This window comes from Gilliamella sp. ESL0405 (assembly GCF_019469205.1).
Classification (GTDB): domain Bacteria; phylum Pseudomonadota; class Gammaproteobacteria; order Enterobacterales; family Orbaceae; genus Gilliamella.
On the sequence record NZ_CP048265.1, the window covers coordinates 1,667,640 to 1,685,488 of the forward strand.

General features: G+C 35.0%; 11 protein-coding genes, 1 pseudogene and 1 CRISPR repeat array. Of the genes and pseudogenes, 1 reads left to right on the forward strand and 11 read right to left on the reverse strand.

All coding sequences use genetic code 11. The features are described 5' to 3' along the window. Positions 1-164 precede the first annotated feature (164 nt). Positions 165-710, forward strand: coding sequence for a methylated-DNA--[protein]-cysteine S-methyltransferase (locus tag GYM74_RS07345; protein ID WP_220217577.1), 546 nt, complete (start codon positions 165-167; stop codon positions 708-710). Positions 711-895: 185 nt separating this feature from the next. After that, a CRISPR array of direct repeats spans positions 896-1,223; the repeat unit is 28 nt; unit sequence TTTCTAAACGGCTTATGCAGCCGTGAAG. Between the two features lie 633 nt (positions 1,224-1,856). Here the strand turns inward: GYM74_RS07345 and GYM74_RS07350 are convergent. The 11 genes and pseudogenes from GYM74_RS07350 to ilvI all read right to left on the reverse strand — a co-directional run bounded on the left by GYM74_RS07350 (position 1,857) and on the right by ilvI (position 17,564). Next, positions 1,857-2,762 carry a lysine exporter LysO family protein gene (locus GYM74_RS07350; protein ID WP_220217578.1) on the reverse strand — a complete coding sequence of 302 codons (906 nt, stop codon included), beginning with the start codon at positions 2,760-2,762 and terminating at the stop codon, positions 1,857-1,859. A 159-nt stretch (positions 2,763-2,921) separates the two neighbouring features. Continuing rightward, complete coding sequence (locus GYM74_RS07355) at positions 2,922-3,866, reverse strand: VirK/YbjX family protein (protein ID WP_220217579.1); 945 nt, start codon at positions 3,864-3,866, stop codon at positions 2,922-2,924. A 229-nt stretch (positions 3,867-4,095) separates the two neighbouring features. Further along, on the reverse strand, positions 4,096-5,397 hold the full coding sequence (gene eno / locus GYM74_RS07360; RefSeq protein WP_220217580.1) for a phosphopyruvate hydratase: 1,302 nt from the start codon (positions 5,395-5,397) through the stop codon (positions 4,096-4,098). 47 nt (positions 5,398-5,444) lie between these two features. Beyond that, the gene (gene pyrG / locus GYM74_RS07365) at positions 5,445-7,082 is read right to left on the reverse strand and encodes a glutamine hydrolyzing CTP synthase (RefSeq protein ID WP_220217581.1); all 1,638 of its coding nucleotides are present in this window, start codon (positions 7,080-7,082) and stop codon (positions 5,445-5,447) included. Positions 7,083-7,247: 165 nt separating this feature from the next. Then, positions 7,248-9,542 carry an IgaA/UmoB family intracellular growth attenuator gene (locus GYM74_RS07370; RefSeq protein WP_220217582.1) on the reverse strand — a complete coding sequence of 765 codons (2,295 nt, stop codon included), beginning with the start codon at positions 9,540-9,542 and terminating at the stop codon, positions 7,248-7,250. A 78-nt stretch (positions 9,543-9,620) separates the two neighbouring features. After that, a complete protein-coding gene (locus GYM74_RS07375) occupies positions 9,621-10,313 on the reverse strand; it encodes a Crp/Fnr family transcriptional regulator (protein WP_370634059.1) in 693 nt (230 codons plus the stop codon). A 354-nt stretch (positions 10,314-10,667) separates the two neighbouring features. Further along, positions 10,668-10,802, reverse strand: a pseudogene (deoD, locus tag GYM74_RS07380) (purine-nucleoside phosphorylase); the annotation flags it as partial. A 229-nt stretch (positions 10,803-11,031) separates the two neighbouring features. Next, the gene (locus tag GYM74_RS07385) at positions 11,032-13,233 is read right to left on the reverse strand and encodes an IgaA/UmoB family intracellular growth attenuator (RefSeq protein WP_220217585.1); all 2,202 of its coding nucleotides are present in this window, start codon (positions 13,231-13,233) and stop codon (positions 11,032-11,034) included. Positions 13,234-13,553: 320 nt separating this feature from the next. Beyond that, on the reverse strand, positions 13,554-15,278 hold the full coding sequence (locus tag GYM74_RS07390; protein WP_220217586.1) for an IgaA/UmoB family intracellular growth attenuator: 1,725 nt from the start codon (positions 15,276-15,278) through the stop codon (positions 13,554-13,556). A 70-nt stretch (positions 15,279-15,348) separates the two neighbouring features. Next, a complete protein-coding gene (gene ilvN / locus GYM74_RS07395) occupies positions 15,349-15,846 on the reverse strand; it encodes an acetolactate synthase small subunit (protein WP_220217587.1) in 498 nt (165 codons plus the stop codon). Further along, a complete protein-coding gene (gene ilvI / locus GYM74_RS07400) occupies positions 15,846-17,564 on the reverse strand; it encodes an acetolactate synthase 3 large subunit (protein WP_220217588.1) in 1,719 nt (572 codons plus the stop codon). Before ilvI ends, ilvN begins: the two co-directional genes overlap by 1 nt. Positions 17,565-17,849: the final 285 nt, after the last annotated feature.

Genomic DNA, 17,849 nt, shown 5'->3' on the forward strand with positions numbered 1-17,849 from the left:
GTTCTGCTGGCAGTTATAGCGATAGCGTTAATCAAATAATCAAAATAAAAAGATATCAAACACCAATAATCTTCTTTCATAAAAAATAAAAAACAAACCACCTTAATCTTAAGATCAGGCTATAATAACTTGCCAACAGCTAATCTAGATAACAAGGAAAGATCATGTACTACTCGACCAACTACACCTCACCAATGGGCAACATCACCCTAGCTAGTCATCAAAATAAATTAGTTGGTGTATGGATTGAAGGACAAAAATATTTTGGCGATATGGCGGTAAAAAAGTGGCAAGAACAAGCAAATTTAGCGATCTTTAATCAAACCAAACATTGGTTAGATGACTATTTTGCCGGCAAAAACCCCGCTATCAACCAATTACCACTAGCCCCAAAAGGCACCCCGTTTCGCTATTTAGTTTGGGATATCTTATGTAAAATCCCTTATGGACAACTTATCACCTATGGCGACATAGCCAAACAAATCGCATCAGCGCTAAATAAACAACAGATGTCCAGCCAAGCGGTTGGTGGCGCAGTCGGACACAACCCAATCTCAATCATCATCCCCTGCCACCGAGTGATAGGAACAAACGGCAACCTAACCGGCTATGCAGGCGGCATCGATAAAAAAATAAAATTACTGCAAATTGAAGGCGTAGACACCAGCAACCTAACCCTACCCCGACAACCAAACACCCCAGAAAAATAAAACCACACAAACTAACCGGCACAACACCAAAACCAAAACTTTATCGCAAAGTCACAACCAGCGATAAAGTTAACCAACCCAAAATCACCAAAACAACCACGATACCAAAAACCCGCCTTGACAAAAACTTTCAGAAAAAACCCATGTTTAAGTATAAAAACAAAAGTTTTAGATATTTCAAAAATATCCTAAACCCCTTATACAGCCGTGAAGTTTCGCTACCGCTCGACAATAAAGACGCTTCCTTTCTAAACAGCTTATGCAGCCGTGAAGAGGCATTTTTTAATGCTGTGAATCTTGATGCTTTTCTAAACGGCTTATGCAACCGTGAAGTGGTTGTAGATGTTCATGTTGAAATGAATGACTTTCTAAACGGCTTATGCAGCCGTGAAGTGATTTATATTGTGTTAATATGTTACCTTAGATTTCTAAACGGCTTATGCAGCCGTGAAGATATACTTCATAAAGTAAAATTATTACTAAATTTTCTAAACGGCTTATGCAGCCGTGAAGTAGAATCTTATATACTATAAACATCGTTTATAAAAACACAAAGATCAATTTTAAGTTTAAAAACCCTTTTTTCTAACGCTTTTGCAATATATTGATTTTTAATGTTTTTATTTTTAGCTAAAAAAAAGGGGTTAAAAAGTTTGTATTTTGAACTCCATTACTTTTTTCAAACGGCTTACCATGACCTTTCCCAAAAGCAAACAAATGCACCAACCCGCACTTTCACAAAGCGCCGACAACTGAGCGAGGTTAGCACGCCAAACAAGGATGTTTGGCGAGGCGCTGCTTTGTCCGGAACAAATCAGCGCCGGTGCGTTAAGACCGAACGAAGGCGGAGGGCAGTCGAAGACCGCTTTGGGTGGTGCTGCGAGGGGGTTATTAGGGGGATTTCGCATAAAATCCCCCTAATTCGGACGCAGACACTGAAATGAAAATATCGACCAATCAACAGCGTCCGAAACTTGCGTACAAAAAACGTGCAACTTACAAAAAAAGTAAAACCTTGTCAAAAAGTTTCAGAAAATATAGGTGTTTAAGCAAAAAACACAAACCATTGTCAAGAACTTTCAGAAAACACCCACATTTCAGTATAAAACCACCGTTTTAAAAACCGTAATTTTAAAAACCTCAACTTTAAAACCCATAATTAAACAAAGTCATAAAAATCGGCATCAACAACGTCAATAAAAAACCTTGTACAATCGCCGGAGGCACAATGGTTATCCCCGCCCCTTTTTGCAAAATGGGCAAAGTAAAATCCATTGAGGTGGCACCACACAACCCAAGTGCGGTCAATTTATAGCGTCCGATTAAGCTTGGAATAACAATAATGGCACAAAGTTCACGTAAAATATCGTTTAAGAAAGTGGCACTGCCAATAATTGGACCTTGTGCTTTAGTCATTAAAATAACAGACAAGGAATACCAACCAAATCCGGACGACATCCCCAATCCAACTGGCAATGGTAGATGTAAAATTAATGCCGCAATAATTCCACCTAAAAAGGTACTAATAATAACAATTAAGGTTGTTGCAATACCCACCTTGTTAAGTAAAATTTGCTTGAGTGAAATATTGTTACTGCGCAATGAAATACCAATCAGCAACAACAGAAACACTAACACAACTTGAATAATGTTTTCACTGTATTGCCATATAAATAATGGAAAAAGACCGACAATAAAACCCAAGATTAAAGCAATACAGACCCGTAGCGACTCCAATATCATTTTAAAACGAGAATCATAGCTTTGCTTAGTGTGCGAAGTTCTCCAAGGCAGGAAGAGATCGAATAACATTAAGAAAATAAAATTACTACCGAATGTGCAGACAAAAATAATGGCAGTATAAAATAAGATATGTTGTAAATTGGTGGTTAGATCATCTAACTGAGCCAGCTCAGAACCCATAATAAAGAGAATAAAATAGACCATCCAACTAAGGATTTGGTTAATTTTGGCTAGCCATTTTTCTTGTTTGAATTTAATCAAATAACCAATACACAATGGTACCAATGCAATTAAAATACCAAAATACATATTTTATTCCCTACTCTTATTTTTTTATATTATTATCCTGTTAATTCAGCGCTTCAAGCAAATCCAATAATCTCGAATTTGCTTGCCGCTTTCATTGCGGTAGTTAACCGGCAATATGCAACAAAAAATGGCACGCTTAATGCCAAGATGAGTTGACTGTTAGTTTAAAGAGGCTAACTGCGCTTGTATCGCCACTTTTAATTGATCCAATAATGCATAACGATTGCGATACTCTGAACGTTTTTTACTGGCTATCTCTTCAATCGATTTACGATTGATTTCGTTCGGTAAGATAAATAATTCACGTTCATCTTGTTTACCGTCAATAGTTAACCAAAAATCATCATAATCCGATAAAATTCGCTCTTGCCGGCTATTGTAACGCCAGTTGTTATACACATGAGTTTTGTTACCAACAGCAACTATTTGCGGTAGCTGAAAATAGTTGGCAATAATTAAAGCCGCTTCAACCGCAACCCGTTTAGGAAACAGACCGTAACACTGTTTTGTCGCCTTTTGCACCCGTATGCGAGCCTCTTGATGACCGGTACCTTGTAAACCAGCAATAAATAATGTTGGCTTTTGTTGATACTGGATAATCGAAAAAGTTAAGGTGGCTAAATCGATGCCGTCTTGATCATAAAAATAAAGGCTGATCTCCCCTTCTCGAGCAAATTTATTACGCGCTTGTATGGCGATCTGAATATTTGCATCATTTTTGACTGTGACATCAGCCAACACAAATGGCGAATTAGGATCGTAAAATGCTTTGGTCATCTTATCGCTATGCTTAGCTAAAAAATCATAATGATAAACTAACGCATCAAATCGTTCTTGCTGGGATAAGCAAGATGATAAATAAGGTCTTTGCAATTTACACGGTAAATTAGTTTGGCAAGAAAAATAGTCGCCAAGCCGTGGATACTGTCTTAGCTTATCCAGCCATTTAAGGGTAATTGGGCTTAAGAACAAAGTTCTTAAGAAAAATTTATAACGATAAGTCCGATTACGCCATAATTCATTTAACGGTAGTTTACCGCTGCAAAGCCAGTTAAAAAGTTGCCATTTGCTTTTAGGCTGGGACATATTCGTAATATTATTCATAAGCAGAAAATTTAAATCGAGTTAGTTAATTGATTAAAAAATTTATATGTGGCTAAATTATAAAATATCAATAGATATCAATGATTAGTCATAAATACAAAGCATTAAGAGTACAACACAACCTAGCGCAACGCAACCTTTGTCATTTATGTATTTGGAAACAAAATAAAAAACGGTGAACTTGTCACCGTTTCTTATCAAGACAATAAATTAAGTTGTTAAAAACTTATTATTGACCTTTAACTTCTTTAAGTCCGTTGAATGGAGCTTTAGCGCCTAAAGCTTCTTCAATACGGATTAATTGGTTATATTTAGCAACACGGTCAGAACGGCTCATAGAACCAGTTTTGATTTGACCCGCAGCTAAACCAACAGCTAAATCAGCAATTGTTGAATCTTCAGTTTCACCACTGCGGTGTGAAATTACTGCTGTATAACCAGCATCTTTAGCCATTTTAACCGCTGCGATAGATTCAGTTAATGTACCGATTTGGTTAACTTTAACTAAGATAGAGTTAGCAATACCTTTTTCAATACCTTGTTTGAAGATTTTGGTATTAGTCACAAATAGATCATCGCCAACTAATTGGATTTTGTGACCTAATGCTTTAGTTTGGTATGCCCAACCTTCCCAATCGCTTTCATCTAAACCGTCTTCGATTGAAACAATCGGATATTGTTCTGTTAAACCTTCTAAATAGTGAGTAAATTCTTGAGCAGTGAACTCTTTATTTCCTTCACCTTTTAATACATATTTACCAGTTTCTTTGTTATAGAATTCAGATGCAGCACAGTCCATCGCTAAAGTAATGTCTTTACCTAGTACATAACCTGCTTTTTCAACCGCTTCTTTGATACAAGCTAATGCTTCAGCATTTGAACCTAAGTTAGGAGCAAAACCACCTTCGTCACCAACTGCGGTATTCATGCCTTTAGCGTGTAACACTTTAGCTAAGTTATGGAATACTTCAGAACCCATACGGATCGCTTCACGTACTGTTTTGGCACCGACTGGTTGAATCATAAATTCTTGTAGATCGATGTTGTTATCAGCATGCTCACCACCATTGATGATGTTCATCATTGGTAAAGGCATAGAGTATTGACCTGAAGTTCCGTTAAGATCAGCGATATGTTGATAAAGTGGCACACCTTTCGCCGCAGCAGCAGCTTTAGCCGTTGCTAAAGAAACAGCAAGAATTGAGTTTGCACCTAAGTTAGATTTGAAATCAGTACCGTCTAAATCAATCATGATTTGGTCGATAGCTGCTTGATCTAACGCATCTTTACCTACAACTGCTTTAGCAATTGGGCCATTTACGTTTTCAACCGCTTTTAATACACCTTTACCTAAAAAGCGAGATTTGTCACCATCACGAAGTTCTAACGCTTCACGTGAACCTGTTGACGCACCTGATGGAACGATTGCTAGACCAACAAAACCACCTTCTAAATGAACTTCGGCTTCAACAGTTGGGTTACCACGAGAGTCGATGACTTCACGACCATGTACTTTAACGATTTTTGCCATGTTATTTTCCTCTATATGACAGATATATTACTAAATTTAATCCAAAACTATTTTTGTTGCTGCTCTTGATAAATTTTGGCAGCTTTCACGAAACTACTAAACAGTGGATGACCGTCACGTGGTGTTGAGGTAAATTCCGGGTGGAACTGACATGCAACAAACCATGGGTGATCAGGAATTTCAATAATTTCGACTAATTTTTTATCGGTTGAAAGACCGGTGACTTTTAATCCTGCTTTTACAACTTCCGGTAATAAATTATTGTTCACTTCATAACGATGACGGTGACGTTCGGTGATAGATTCCTTCTGATACATCTCAGATACCAACGAATTTGGCTCAAGATGACAGATTTGTGAACCTAAACGCATGGTGCCGCCTAAATCACTGTTTTCATTACGTTGCACAACATTACCCGACTCATCGCTCCATTCGGTAATAAGCGCAATAACCGGACTTGCACAATCTTTGACAAATTCAGTTGAATTCGCATCTTTAATACCTGCAACATTACGTGCATACTCAATTAAAGCAACTTGTAATCCAAGGCAGATACCTAAATAAGGGATCTTATTTTCACGGGCATAACGTGCTGCCATGATTTTGCCTTCCACGCCACGATAACCAAATCCACCCGGTATCAATATAGCATCTAAATCTTTTAATATATCAGTACCACGTGATTCAAGATCTTCTGAATCAATATAGCGAATGTGAACAGTTAACCGATTTTTTAAACCGCCATGTTTTAATGCTTCGTTTACTGATTTATACGCATCAGGTAATTCAATGTATTTACCTACCATACCAATTGTAACTTCACCGACAGGATTAGCTTCTTCATAGATGACTTGTTCCCATTCAGATAGATCGGCTTCCTTACATTCAAGATGGAAACGATTGCACACGTAGGTATCTAAATTTTGTGATTTCAATAATGCTGGGATTTTATAAATCGAATCAACATCTTTAAGAGAAATCACTGCACGTTCAGGAACATTACAAAATAGTGCAATTTTAGCTCTTTCGTTAGCAGGAATTGCGCGATCTGAACGACAAATTAGTACATCAGGTTGAATACCAATTGATAATAACTCTTTTACTGAGTGCTGTGTTGGTTTGGTTTTAACTTCACCTGACGATGCAAGATAAGGCACTAATGTTAAGTGCATAAATAAGGTATGTTCACGACCAACATCAACCGCCAATTGGCGAATTGCTTCTAAGAATGGTAGTGATTCAATATCACCAACGGTGCCACCAACTTCAACAATGGCAACATCAAAACCTTTTGCGCCTTCAATTACCCGTGATTTTATTTCATTAGTGATATGAGGAATAACTTGAACCGTAGCCCCTAAATAATCACCACGGCGCTCTTTACGTAATACATCAGAATAAATACGTCCAGTTGTAAAATTATTTTTACGCGTCATTTTTGTGCGTATAAAACGCTCATAATGCCCCAAATCAAGATCGGTTTCAGCACCGTCTTCTGTCACAAAAACTTCACCATGTTGAATCGGGCTCATTGTGCCGGGATCAACATTAATATAGGGATCAAGTTTTAGCATGGTGACTTTTAAATTGCGGGCTTCTAAAATTGCAGCTAACGATGCTGCGGCAATGCCTTTACCTAAGGAAGAAACGACACCGCCTGTAACAAAAATATAATTCGTGACCATTAATACCAGACCATTATTAATTTAATAGAATAATATTGCAGAAATTTAAACCATAAAAACTTATGCAATATATGATGAATCAGACGGGAAGTTAGTATAACAGAATATGCCTTCCCTCACAATTGAATAATTAGGTTTAATTGTTTAGTTAATCACTTTGTCTATTTATTCAAGATTAACGATAGTACCTAATCTATTTTCATAATATTTTTTAATTTCATCAATTCGACGTTGGTTAACTTTAGTGTTTTTAACTAGTTTGACGCCATTAATCACTGCGGTTAATATCATGACAATAAACACGATAACATTAATATTAATTAAAGAAAAAAATGATATTGTTTGATTTTCATCCAAATTATAGCGATGATTTGCATTAACTTTTAAAGCAGAAATCGTTTTAGAATTTTGATCCTTACCATAACGAATATCACTTACTACACCAACAATATTAACATTAGGCGAGATAGTGCTATTTAAGATATCAAAATAATAATTCACCGTTTTATATTCGTACAATTTCATCGAATTGTATGGTGATTCTATGTCAATTTTGATTAATGGTCTCATGTCAATATAGCTTTGATTGGTTAAAGTAATTTCTATTCCAGACTGATATTGAGAAACAATTTTTTTTATCTCTTTTTGCAATGCGGGGTTAAATGAATCTAATGTACTTGAAAGTTCCAATATTTCCATAGATTCAGCGATGATATCTAGATCAGGATTTTTTTTAGATCGCTCAAGCAATTTATCCCATCCAACACGCCTAAAGATATCGCCCGTATAAAATAAATCAGTAATTCGGAATTTAACTTGATCACATTGTTCAACAGGTAAAATATTACAGCTATTGTCGATATCAATTACCATTTGACCAAGACTTTTTATTTTAGAAAAAGGGTTTTTGGTAAAAGCCTCATAACCTAACTCATAGTTAGCTCTCGCAACAGCTACTTGTTGCAATTTTTCAAAATGTTTAAATTCTTCATCATGTTTATATTGAATAAAATCGGGCGAAAATATATGTTTTAATGAGGTTTCGATGCTCATAACATCCCTTTCTTTCACCACTATTGGTTGGCTATTGATAAAGAAGTTATGGCATTGAAAATCTTCAGTTAAATCATTAACATCGCACGATGTGTTTTTAATCGAGATATTCACAATATCACCATGCTTGATATCACTATTATGTAAAGTAGTGAGATCGTTAATTTGTAGATTTTTAGATTGTTGCGAGTAATATCGATAAGCAAAATATCCATTATTAATTGGATCAGTATAATATAAGAGTGTAAAAGATAAGATTATCCCAACCCCCAATAAAATTTTATTTTGCCCAACTGATTTAGGCGGTCCAAATTGCTCTACTTCGTCATGAATAGATAACGTGTGACCATAGCGAAGTAATTTTTTACCATCTTCACTAATCACCATTTCGGTAGCAGAATCTGAACTTTTAGGAATAAAATTTGACCAATACTTAGGGTATTTTAATACCGTGTTTTCGCCTACCTCCACGATATTAGAATATTTATCATGAATTGTAGCTTCAATGACTTTCACTTGCTGTGGAGTTGATTCAAATTTAGGTTTACGCCATGCCAAAAAGGCAACGCCACCAAGAAACATTAAAATTAAAAAAGATATATTATCATCACGACTATGCCATGATAATGTCAATAAAAAAGTGGCTAATAATAAACATATCGAAATGGATAAACAATTGCTCAAGTTACTTCGAATGGTGGCTTCGAATGCTGTTTCTTCTCGTTGGTAGAGGTTATTATTAATTGATACGCCTGAATTTACCTTATCGCCGTCGATGCTTTTCAAATCATTTTCTTGATCAATTTGCGTATAATCGCGCTCATCATCATCATAAAGAGTGAGTGACTCAATATCAAAAGCATCTCTATTATCGTTGCGTTTTTCATAAAACTTGTCAATGCAAGTGTTGTCTTTTAAATCCCCAAAATCTTCAAATTCATATTCCTCGTTTGGATCATAGTTTTCCTGTGCGGTCTTGAGGTCGTTGCCATTAATGTTAACGACAATCGCATACTGTTTGGTAAATACGACATCAATGGTATTGAATTGATCAATATGCTTATGCATATTATATGGAAAAAATATCTCTATATCGCCTATTTCATAATAATAGTTTATTTCTTCAGTATTGTAGTTAAGACTATGACGATTACAAATCCCTTGTAGTTGCGATACTTTGTTATCAACTAATGAGGATTGAAATTTATAGGGATAAACCGCCCATTTACTGGTTAAAAACGGTTGTAATAGTGCTAGCTCTTCATCCGTGAGATCTCGTATTGGTTCACGTAGACTTAAGTAGTCGTCTAAATTATCCTTTTTTATACTGCGCTCACCTTTAAAAAGAATCCAGCTAGTTAATCCAAAAATTAAAAGACCTATTTTAACAAGTGTAAACCATTCCATAGTAATTCCTTAATCCAATTATTCCTTTATTGAAAAAATGCGTTTTTAAAACAACTTTATTGTTAATCAATTCCTACTCTATTTTGCGAATTTTCCTTTAAATTCGATAAAATCTTTTAAATTATCGATATCCTTAATTGCCAATTTACCAGCAACTTTATGGATGATATCTAAATTTATCAATTCATTAACCGCTCGACGATAGACACGATCGGTAGTGCCAAAACGTTCTGCTTCCAAGTAGTTTTTTTGAAAATGATTAACGGGTTGAATATTTAGATGATGCTGATACATATCAAAAGCAATGTTATAACTGATTGAATATAAATTTCTTTTTAAGAAGATATCTAATGTTTCTTGATAATCAAAAGCAATAGCACTCGCAAAAAACAGTGCTAATTGAGGGTATTTGAGTAATGATTGATATAATTTATTAATGCTGACGATAGCGACAGTAAGGGCTTCTTCGGCAATGATATCAAATTGACATAAATAGTCGGTAAAAAACTCCATTTCACCGAAAATATGCTCATCACAATCTACTGTACCAAGATGAAATCGACGACCATTATTGGCTTGATAGCGTATCGAAATCGTACCATTATAAACAACAACTAAATGATCGACTTTACACCCTTGATGAAAAAGAGTGGTTTTTTCATCAACGATTTTCTTTTCTATAATGCATTGTTCTATAATTGATTCGAATAACTTATTGTTTTCCTGCCAATAACGGCTAAATCGACCTTTATTTAATGATTTTAATTGCATATCAACGAAGTTTTTTACCACAAACTATATACCACATCAGAATCGATAACGTATTGATACTTAATTATCTATCGCGTTACCTTATTCTGAAGAGGCGTCATTATAGTCAACCATTGTCATAAAAGCGATAACCTAAGTTAATTTCATTCATTATTTTTTTGGGCTTTTTTCTTTAAGAACATCGATATAGCCAGCATAACGATAATAACGGCATAATATATTGGTATGGTTTTCATAATAATATAAATACCTAAATAGTTATACAATATTGAGCTAATAGCCGGGCTAAACATCGCCCCGGCACTGCCAGTGATTAAAATAAATGAAACATTTTTGCTTGATGCTTTTTTTACAAAGGTTACGTACATTACAAACCTCTTTGGCATCGGTTAAATAATTTTCGGCAATAAATTTTGCTCTTAAAGGATCACCTGGCATGATAACGGTTTGTGCAAAGTCGTTGGGGTTAGCATTGATATGTGCGGTCATAATATTTCCTGAATAATGAGTGAGTTGCCTCAATTATAATAAGGATATTTTTCATTTGACTAGGACATAAGTCCGTAGCCAATGTTCGATGCCACATTTTTAGAAATTAATTTGGAAATGAATGACTATTGATAAAAAAAGGCGCTTAATGCGCCTTTAGCTTTGATTGTCTTTAAATTTTATCGACTTTAAATTTGCTCGCCGTTAACGTTGAGCAGTTAAATTAAGCCTAAAAAATTCTATCTTTATAATATTGAGTAATTTGATTTAACCGTTTCCGATTAAATATCACTTTTTTAATTAGTAAGATGCCATTAAGTACAAACACAAATATCAAAATCGCGAACATAAAAATATTGACAATAACTGGCGAAGTTAACGAATAGATTTTTTGCTGTTCTGCTCGATAATATTCTTTAGAGTTAATTTTGAGCGCTGAAATGGTGTTATCTTGTCGATAGCTAATATCGTCGATCATTCCAATCAAATTAATATTACCTTCATCATTATTAGTTAGAAGATTGTAATAATAATTTCGAGATTCGTTCAAATCGTTATCCGTTTGTAGATGATCAATATTATATGATTGAGGTATTTCAATATAGCTAACATTGGCTAAGGTAATCTCAACATCGGACTGATCAAGTTGATAACGTAAAACCGTTCTTTTGATTTTAAACATTAACTCTTCTTTCAATCTGTGAAGATCATTAATAAATGAATCGAACCTCTTTTCTTCTAAAATAAGCGAATACGTTGGATCTGATTTAGCCTCTTTAACAATATCATCCCAATATTCTTCTTCATAATCCCTTGTATCATGTAGATTGAGTAAGCTCATTTTGATAAATTTACATTCGTAATCAAAAATATTACAAACATCATTAATATCAATTATCATCGGTCCAATATCTTTTAATTTGACAAAAGGATTAATTTCATAGCGATCAAAAGAGAACATATTGCTTTGTTTATTAAGTTCATCAACCAATTCCTTTTGGTATTTTTCAAAAAGCAACATCTCATCATCACGCACAGTTTTAACCGAATCTTTATTAAATACTCTTTTAATAATTTGCGCATTGAGCATAATTTTATTATCTTTAGCATCGAATGGTTTGGTATTGATAAAAAAGTGATTACATTTATTCTCTTGATTTATATTCTCAACATCACATGATGTGCCTTTGATAGTCATATTGATCAAATCACCACGTTTGATATCACTTTGATTTAAGCTAGTTAAATCGTTAATCTGCCAATTTTTTAATTGGTTATTGTAATAGCGATATGCCAAAATAGTATTGTTAATAGGCTCTGAAAAGCAAATAAGCGCAAGCGATAAAATCCCCGCAATAATAACTAAAAGTATATTTCGTTCGACGATTTTAGGCGGTCCAAATTCTTCTACTTCGCGATTAATTGACAACGTATGGCCATAACGAAGCAATTTTTTACTCTCTTCTACCATTTCCATCTCGATCGGCGTTGGAGTAGAACTCGGTAAAAATTTTGACCAATATTTAGGATAACTTAAATTAGTTGTTTCACTTACAACCACAGTATTATTTATAGTATCTTTATCAAATATATTGGCTTTAATAATGTTGACCTGCTTCAAATTTGTTAAACGTTTAGGTTTAACGAACAAACAGACAACCGCTAGTATAAGGCTTATAGTAATAATTGCGCTTAAACCATAGCTAAGCTCCATTTGATTTGCCCATAAGACAATAAACAAAAGAGTGGCAACGACTAGGGAGATAGCAGTTAGAATACCATTGTTATGTTGATTACGGGTAAGCGCCTCTAAAGGTGTTTCATCTCTTGTGGACAAGGTTTCGTATTCAATTTTTTCTTCTTCATCTTCTTCAATATTGTAATTAATAGCATGATCATCTTTATCATCGATTAACTCATCGTCAGCGTAAAAAGATTCAGGCATCTCGATCGTTTTTATACCACTGGTAAAATTTGGATCATAATTATTGAACGCAAATTCAAGATCACAAGTATTAATATTGACTACTATGGCGTAATTCTTAGTCAAAACCACATCGACTTTATTGAACTTTTTAATAAACATAGACATTTGATAGGGAAAGAAAACCTCAATATTGTCGATTTCATAATAATAGTCGTTAACTTTTCCATTATATAACAATCCATGGTGGGTACAGCTACCTTCAATCTGTGATACTTTATAATCAATTAATGGTTTGAGTTTATAAGGTCGAACAGCTTTTTTTTTCGTTAAATAAGGTTCTAAGAGTGTTAACTCTTCTTGCGTTAGCTCTCGCGATGACTCTCGAGTTTGAATAAATCTTTTTAATCTTTGCTTATTATTACTGCGATCACTTCGATAAGATAGCCAAACACAAGTCCCAAATAACAATATCCCAATCTGTAAAATTATGTACAGTTCAAACATATTCCTTTATTTCCTTTATTTCCTTTTCATTTATTACTAAAAACAACTAAAAACAATTTGAAACTGATAAATAGATTATTTTATTTTCTCTCTTCAGTTTATGAAAACTTTATTGAATCGCTTTAATACTGAGACAAAAGGCGCTTAATGCGCCTTTAGCTTAGATTACCTTTAAATTTGCGGCTTTTCACGTTGAGCGTGTAAATTAAGCCTAAAAAGTTCTATCTTTATCATATTGAATAATTCGATTCAACCGACTAATTCAATCTTTAATCTGCCATTTTTTTTATTAAATAATATCAATCATGGTAACAACCAACCTAATGTATACGATACGTATTGAAATTTTTAATTTTAACGTTACGAATTATATTCAAAATTGGTTTCAACAAGAACATCATACCATTAATAATGGTCGCTGAAGCTAAAAGCAAAAATAACAGCAGGTTTACACAAATTGGCAATAGATTTTCGCTGATATCTTTTTGGTATAACTCTAGCGTATTTATGGTTAATGTTGAAATGGTATGATTAGGATCATGATCAACATTTGAAACGAATCCCGACATCGTGACCACGATATGATCTATATGAAAGTTTTTGTCAGATTGTGGATCAACACTTTCACCCGATTGAGAACTTGTCTTATCTTTTAAACCAGCTAGAAGAAAATATCTTGTGGAACTGGCTAAATGAAAAGAGGTATCGGTAGTTGCACTGTGAATTAATGATTCAATACATTTATCATATTGATTTTTAACAGGTACTTCACATGTTAATGACACATCTAAAAAATTTAATTTCACTACATCACCCGACTTGATGTCACTGGTGACTAATTTTGAGGGATCATCAAAAAACCAACGTTTAGAATCGTGATTGTATTGATGATAAACAAATGAGAAATTGTCACTCACATCTGCTTGATAATTAACACCATAAACATAAAACGCGCCAACTAAAAAAAGCCATAAATTTCGTCCCCAAAATTTTGGTGGCCCGAATTGTTCAACCTCTTTACTAACTGACAAGTCGTAGCCATAACGAACAATTTTTTTACTGTCAACATCAACATCTAAATCAACATCAAAAGTGCTACTTTCAGGGATAAATGATTGCCAATTTTTGGGATACTTTAATTTCAAACCATGACCAATGATAATCTCATTGGATTTAACAATTTTTCTCGTTATTCTTCCTTTTACTTGATTAATAAATCGCACTTTAGCTTTATATTTTGGTTTTCGAAAATAAAAGTAAGTAGCAGCCAGAAAATTCACTCCAAACCAAAACAGATCGTTTAACTCTTTTGTATTCCAAAAACGATTAAAATAGCTTACGACAAAAAAACAAAAAAATGCCGTGAGTATCCCTCGATTTAATTTATTTCGGGAAGCTGATTCTTGCGATGTTTCTTTTCGAACTGATAAAATTTCGTAACCCAATTTTTCACTCAGTTTATCGTGTGGACTTACTTTATGAATAGCATCGTCATCGACGTTTTCACCTTGTGAGAATTTTGAAACGCCGCTTTGCCAATATGCCGAACTTTGTTTATCTTTTTTTTCATCTGCCAAATAGGTCGCATATAATGCTGAACCAATTTTGTGATCATTTAACTTAACCGCAATAGCAAAATTTTGCGTAAGCGCAATTTCAACTTCGTTATAATCACTGAGGTAACGATCCATGTTGAAAGGAAATACAATATCAATATTATGGATTTTATAGGAACACGTGTTTTCGGAAGGCAAAAAATCAGTTTGTTTGACACAACTACCGGAGATTGACATCACTTCTCGGGAAACTAAAGATGACTTTTTTTTCCCTGAAGATTGGTCACAAGCCATCGATAAATAAGTTTCTACACCTTTTCTTTCCTCTTCAGTTAACATTCTAAAAGCTTTGAGGTCTGTAACCGAACTACCTGCTATTAGCTTATTTTTATATTTATTATTTCTAAACTTTTTTATTGGATAAAAAATAATAGAACGAATCAATGTAATAAATAAGTGAATTATGGTGAAAAAAGCAAAAAACGGCATGAAACTTATTCCTTATAAATCTTGTTTTATTATAATGTAAAAAGTTAACTGTTAATTTTTTACTACAAAATTAATGATTGACGGTTTTTTCACTCCGGGATAGACCGATAATTCCGGAACGCACAATTTCAACAATATTACACGTTTCACGAATTGAGGCTAAAAACGAGTCTAATTTTTCGCTCGTTCCCGATAACTGTACAATGTAATGGGTCGCAGTCACATCAACTATCGAGCCGCGAAAAATATCAGCACAGCGCTTAACTTCATCACGCGCATCGGAACCTTTCGCCGCCACTTTAACCAGCATGATTTCACGTTCAACGTGAGGACCTTCGGTTAAATCATTCACTCGATAAACATTGACCAGTTTATGCAGTTGTTTTTGGATCTGCTCAATGACATGCTCATCCCCAGTTGTTTGAATGGTCATGCGGTGCATGGTTGGATCTTCGGTTGGCGCTGTGGTAATCGTTTCAATATTAAATCCACGTTGAGAAAATAAACCAATAATTCGTGACAAAGCGCCCGGCTCATTTTCAGTTAGAATTGATAAAATATAACGCATTATGTTCTCTCCGTTTTACTAAGCCACATTTCATTCATTGCACCGCCACGAATCTGCATTGGGTAAACATGCTCGGTGGCATCAGTCATCACATCGACAAATACCAGACGATCCTTAATTGACAACGCTTTTTTAAGTTTAGATTCAAGTTCTTCTCGTTTAGTGATACTGATACCGACATGGCCGTAAGCTTCGGCAATTTTGGCAAAATCCGGCAGTGATTCCATATAGGAACTTGAATGTCGACCGGCATAAATCATATCTTGCCACTGTTTCACCATTCCTAAAAAGCGGTTATTGAGATTTAATACCAGCACTGGTAAGCCATATTGTAAAGCCGTTGAAAGCTCTTGTATGTTCATTTGAATACTGCCATCGCCGGTGACACAAACCACATGTTTTTTCGGGAAAGCCAATTTAACCCCTAACGCTGCCGGCAAGCCAAAGCCCATGGTACCAAGTCCGCCAGAAGTGATAAAATGACGAGGTTTATCAAACGGATAATAAAGCGCAGTAAACATCTGATGCTGTCCCACATCGGTAGTAATATAAGCATCACCCTTAGTTAACTTATACAGTACTTCAATAGCCTCTTGTGGTTTAATGCTTTCGCCTTCATGGCTATAAGCTAAACAGTGACGAGCACGCCAATGATCAATTTGTTTCCACCAATCGACTAATGCATCAAGATCTCGCTCAGCCTTGATTTCATCTATTTGTGATAACATCGTTTCAACAACGACTTTGGCATCGCCCACCACCGGAATAGCAGCCGGAACAGTTTTTGAAATCGAAGTTGGGTCGATATCAATATGAATAATCTTCGCTTTTGGACAATATTTTTCCACATTATTGGTGGTTCTATCATCAAAGCGTGCACCAACAGCAAAAATGACATCCGCATTATGCATCGACATATTGGCTTCATAAACCCCATGCATGCCAATCATGCCTAAATACTTTTTATCCGTGCCGGGAAAAGCGCTAATTCCCATTAATGTTGAAGCTACCGGCAGATTTAATTTATCCGCTAAAGTTTTAATCGCCTCACTTGCGCCGGCGCTAATAACCCCACCACCAATAAAAAGGACTGGCTTTTTAGCCGCCATTAACGTGGTTAATGCTTTTTTGATCTGCCCTTTATGGCCTTGAATGGTCGGATTATAAGACCGCATTGAAACCGATTTAGGATAATGATAGTTATACTTATTCGCCGGATTAACGACATCTTTTGGTAAGTCAATCACAACCGGGCCTGGTCGACCAGTCGAGGCGATATAAAATGCCTTTTTGATCGTTTCGGGAATATCCTGACTATCTTTAATTAAAAAACTATGTTTCACAATTGGGCGTGAAATCCCCACCATATCACACTCTTGAAAGGCATCATTACCGATTAAATTACTTGCCACTTGCCCCGACAAAATAACCAGTGGTACCGAATCCATATAAGCGGTTGCAATACCAGTAATGGTATTGGTCGCACCGGGTCCGGATGTCACCAAAACCACCCCAACATCTCCTGTCGCCCTTGCATAACCATCAGCCATATGGACAGCCGCTTGCTCATGACGAACTAAAATATGTTCAATTCCACCTAACGTATGAATGGCATCATAGATATCAAGAACGCTACCACCGGGATAACCAAATATCTGTTTCACACCTTGATCAATCAATGATTGAATGACCATTTCCGCACCTGACAGCTTTGCCATAAGTTATTGCCTCCAGTATTACATATTTGTCATTTTTTATTCATTGTGCATTAACTTTTATACAAAATCAATAAAGTCAATAAGCTAAGATGATTCTCTGACTTTAATCCGAATAAAAAATTCATTTTTGTGAGATATCTTCCATAAAAATCATTAATTCTTTGAAAAGTGCAATATTAGCCATTGATGTTATTGTTATCTTGTTATTTTTTATATACACTTTTCCAAAAGTTAATGATTCTAGCCAATATGGTTTTAGAATTATCCATTTCCCAAAGGTACTAT

What these genes read in the sequence shown, in the direction of transcription:
- GYM74_RS07345 (WP_220217577.1), top strand. Translation starts at nt 165, where the DNA reads ATGTACTACTCGACCAACTACACCTCACCAATGGGCAACATCACCCTA.
- GYM74_RS07350 (WP_220217578.1), bottom strand. Translation starts at nt 2,762, where the DNA reads ATGTATTTTGGTATTTTAATTGCATTGGTACCATTGTGTATTGGTTAT.
- GYM74_RS07355 (WP_220217579.1), bottom strand. Translation starts at nt 3,866, where the DNA reads ATGAATAATATTACGAATATGTCCCAGCCTAAAAGCAAATGGCAACTT.
- eno (WP_220217580.1), bottom strand. Translation starts at nt 5,397, where the DNA reads ATGGCAAAAATCGTTAAAGTACATGGTCGTGAAGTCATCGACTCTCGT.
- pyrG (WP_220217581.1), bottom strand. Translation starts at nt 7,082, where the DNA reads ATGGTCACGAATTATATTTTTGTTACAGGCGGTGTCGTTTCTTCCTTA.
- GYM74_RS07370 (WP_220217582.1), bottom strand. Translation starts at nt 9,542, where the DNA reads ATGGAATGGTTTACACTTGTTAAAATAGGTCTTTTAATTTTTGGATTA.
- GYM74_RS07375 (WP_370634059.1), bottom strand. Translation starts at nt 10,313, where the DNA reads ATGCAATTAAAATCATTAAATAAAGGTCGATTTAGCCGTTATTGGCAG.
- GYM74_RS07385 (WP_220217585.1), bottom strand. Translation starts at nt 13,233, where the DNA reads ATGTTTGAACTGTACATAATTTTACAGATTGGGATATTGTTATTTGGG.
- GYM74_RS07390 (WP_220217586.1), bottom strand. Translation starts at nt 15,278, where the DNA reads ATGCCGTTTTTTGCTTTTTTCACCATAATTCACTTATTTATTACATTG.
- ilvN (WP_220217587.1), bottom strand. Translation starts at nt 15,846, where the DNA reads ATGCGTTATATTTTATCAATTCTAACTGAAAATGAGCCGGGCGCTTTG.
- ilvI (WP_220217588.1), bottom strand. Translation starts at nt 17,564, where the DNA reads ATGGCAAAGCTGTCAGGTGCGGAAATGGTCATTCAATCATTGATTGAT.